At 36.7% G+C, this 2,774-nt stretch carries 5 protein-coding genes and 1 pseudogene; all 6 read left to right on the top strand.

Annotated features, from left to right (window positions below):
- Positions 1 to 22 precede the first annotated feature (22 nt).
- Positions 23 to 169 carry an AgrD family cyclic lactone autoinducer peptide gene (locus tag WMO43_RS14010; RefSeq protein WP_155177830.1) on the top strand — a complete coding sequence of 49 codons (147 nt, stop codon included), beginning with the start codon at positions 23 to 25 and terminating at the stop codon, positions 167 to 169.
- A 201-nt stretch (positions 170 to 370) separates the two neighbouring features.
- A complete protein-coding gene (locus WMO43_RS14005; RefSeq protein WP_154267374.1) occupies positions 371 to 529 on the top strand; it encodes a hypothetical protein in 159 nt (52 codons plus the stop codon).
- Between the two features lie 16 nt (positions 530 to 545).
- The gene (locus WMO43_RS14000; RefSeq protein ID WP_118057765.1) at positions 546 to 1,373 is read left to right on the top strand and encodes a hypothetical protein; all 828 of its coding nucleotides are present in this window, start codon (positions 546 to 548) and stop codon (positions 1,371 to 1,373) included.
- A gap of 66 nt (positions 1,374 to 1,439) precedes the next feature.
- Positions 1,440 to 1,817, top strand: coding sequence for a hypothetical protein (locus WMO43_RS13995; protein WP_117921150.1), 378 nt, complete (start codon positions 1,440 to 1,442; stop codon positions 1,815 to 1,817).
- Positions 1,818 to 1,937: 120 nt separating this feature from the next.
- Positions 1,938 to 2,585 (top strand): hypothetical protein, encoded by a 648-nt coding sequence (locus WMO43_RS13990; RefSeq protein ID WP_117698920.1) that lies wholly within the window; start codon positions 1,938 to 1,940, stop codon positions 2,583 to 2,585.
- Positions 2,545 to 2,774, top strand: a pseudogene (locus WMO43_RS13985) (hypothetical protein); the annotation flags it as partial. The gene WMO43_RS13990 and the pseudogene WMO43_RS13985, both read left to right, overlap by 41 nt.

Raw genomic sequence — 2,774 nt, 5'->3', positions numbered from 1 at the left:
CATAGTATCAATTTCTATAATTTTGAAGAAAGAAAAGATTACAAACAAGGTATTGAAGGTAGTGGAGAGAATTGCCCGGAATGAAGTGGAAAAAACAGTTCTTGGCAGGACGGCAGAGTGTTCAGCGATTTATCACCAGCCGAAAAGACCGAAGAAAAGGGAAAACTAGGTCAGAATAATGAAATATTTTGTGGAGTGTTGCGGTTGTGATTATCGTAATGGCAAAACAAAAGGAGTAAGATAACTCCAAAAGTGTTATCTTACTCCAATAAATCAATTAAAGGTTACTGCTTGGGCTTCGGATGGAGAGAGCAGGTACGGTTCTGACTGACAGAAGAACCGTGGAAAGGAGTTAATATGGGATTAGGCGTTGAAAATTCAGTTAAATCCGGGCGGGAATCTGACCTATCAGGATTACGCAAGCGATATCTGGGAAATTTTAGCATATAACCGGACACAGCACAAAGATATTATGTCTGAGTTAAACGTACAGTTTGTGATAGTAGACGGTACAATTCAGATAAACTGATTGGAGGAATAGAAGTATGCACATCGGTTTTGGTCAGAATACCGTATCTTCATTGTACGGTCATCAAAAAGGCGATCATATGAAAACTATAGGGTTTTCTCATAAAAAGCATAAGGCAAATGAATCGCAAGAAAAAATGACCGTAACATCCGGCAAGGACGTATGCCGGAAGATAGAACATTCAGATGAAGTCGATGGGGAAAATCAGGAAAACACATATATACATGATAGTTTTGCCTTAGACGCTAGTTACGCAAATTATATCAGAGAAACGGTGCCTAAAACTGTTTGGTCAAATGATTATCTTCGAGAATTATGGGATGAAAATGCTAAATATTTAAAAAGTATCCGTGAAAGTAAAAATGGGTATGGTTTCGATGATATTGGAATGGGAGCTGCATATGCCTATTCTACTATGTATCAAAAAATTGTAGAAGGATATAGGAATGGAACAAGAGAAGTGTATGTATGCGATAATCCAGAGAGTGGAAAAAGACGTCTGTTGTCAATGGATGAAGAATTGGAAAAGCTAAATAAAGGTTTTGAGGAACTGATAAAATGGGACAAAATGGTTGCCAAAAGTCAAAAGCAAAATGCAGAAAATAAGCAGAAATTTCAGAATACAAAATTGGATGAATCGTTTGATGCCTTTGATATAAATCAGGCATGTGACTATATTCAAGATTCTTATTTAGAGTTCCGTTCACTTTATCTGGAGCAATATGAAAGAACGGGAGGAAATATAGATATAAAGTCTTTGTTTTCTTCTGTTTTAAGAAGCGGAAATCAGGATATGCATAAATATTGTGAATTTCTGTTTGAAAAAATTGGTTTTATTGTTTAATGCGGGTATTAAAATGTTTGAGAAATATTGAAATAATAAGGAAAAAGCAAGGGAGGGCAGTGGACTATGAACATTTTAAATAAACAGATTGATTCCATCTATGACCGACAGAAAAATTTATATAGTAAATATCCGCATTATAGCCAACAGAATGCAGAAAGTAAAAAGGTATGCGAACAAGAAAAAATCACAGCAACATCTGGAAAGGATGTATTGGGTATCACAAAAGGAGATAAAGAAAATTCTTATATTGTGCATTTCTCTGATTCTGCAATGGTCAGCAGGGCAGTTGCAAGAGGATATGTTACGGTCAATGGTAAAGAGGTGGAATTGACGGAAGATACCAAGCAGCAGTTGTTAAAGACAGACAAAGAAGCAAGTGCTGCGAGAGAAAAGGCATATCAGGATTGGTTGATAGTTTCTCGCAACTCTATTTTACCATAAATCTTGAGGAGATATTTTATTTTAACAACAAAAAATGCCGTATTTATGCGGCTTTTGGCGTTTCGCAAACGCCTATTTGATATAAAGGCATGAAAAAGTGCTGATAAAGGAGGATTAAAAATGGCTATTAGTGGAATAGGACAGAGCTATTATCAGAACAATGTTGCAACAACGAAAAGTACAAAGAGCGTAAACAGCACGGGAGAAACGGGCAATACAAAGGAATTATCAGAAGCGGAAGAAATGGCGATTTTCAAAAAGGAATTTTATGCTGAAATTGATAAGATACCCAGAAATAGAACTATAACCAATGTGGCTATCAACATATCAGAGGAAGCATTTAAGAATATGAAAGATGATCCGGAGTACAGGCAAAAGATATTATCAGCACTTAAACGTGACTTAACTTCGTCCTTTGCACCGTTGGAAGCTTCTATGGTGCTCACTGTAGGAGCTACTGCTAAAGATTATAGGGGCGATTCATGGTCTGGTGTTAATAATCAATCGGAATTTTTTGCTCGTTCACAAAACAGTTTTTATAAAAAGACAAGCAACAAGAAAGATAGACAAAAAGAGCTTTTGGAAGAATATCTGGAAAAACGGGCGCAGGTTAAAAAACAGCAGCAGGAAATGTTGAATGAAAAGATTGCAAAGCAGGAACAGGAAAGAAGCCGATTATTACGGTCGTGGAACAATGAAAGGCTGTTGTCAAAAGCGTCTAATGCTTATGAAGCAAGATACCAAACGGCAGTTGTTAAAGGTAGATAAAGAAGCAAGTGCCGCGAGAGAAAAGGCATATCAGGATTATGTTATGCAGTATGAGATGGCGGTTGCAAAGCAACAGAGTGAAGCGTGGAGAAAAGCGTTAGATGGAGTGCCAGATAGTTTAAGAATGTTGTTGGAAATAAATAATACTGAAAATGTGCCGGAATATTCAGAAAAACAAAAAAAGCAATA

It is taken from the genome of Maccoyibacter intestinihominis (assembly GCF_040096355.1).
Classification (GTDB): domain Bacteria; phylum Bacillota; class Clostridia; order Lachnospirales; family Lachnospiraceae; genus Maccoyibacter; species Maccoyibacter intestinihominis.
The sequence above is the reverse complement of the archived record's forward strand: the minus strand, read 5'-3'. Positions and strand labels throughout refer to the sequence as shown.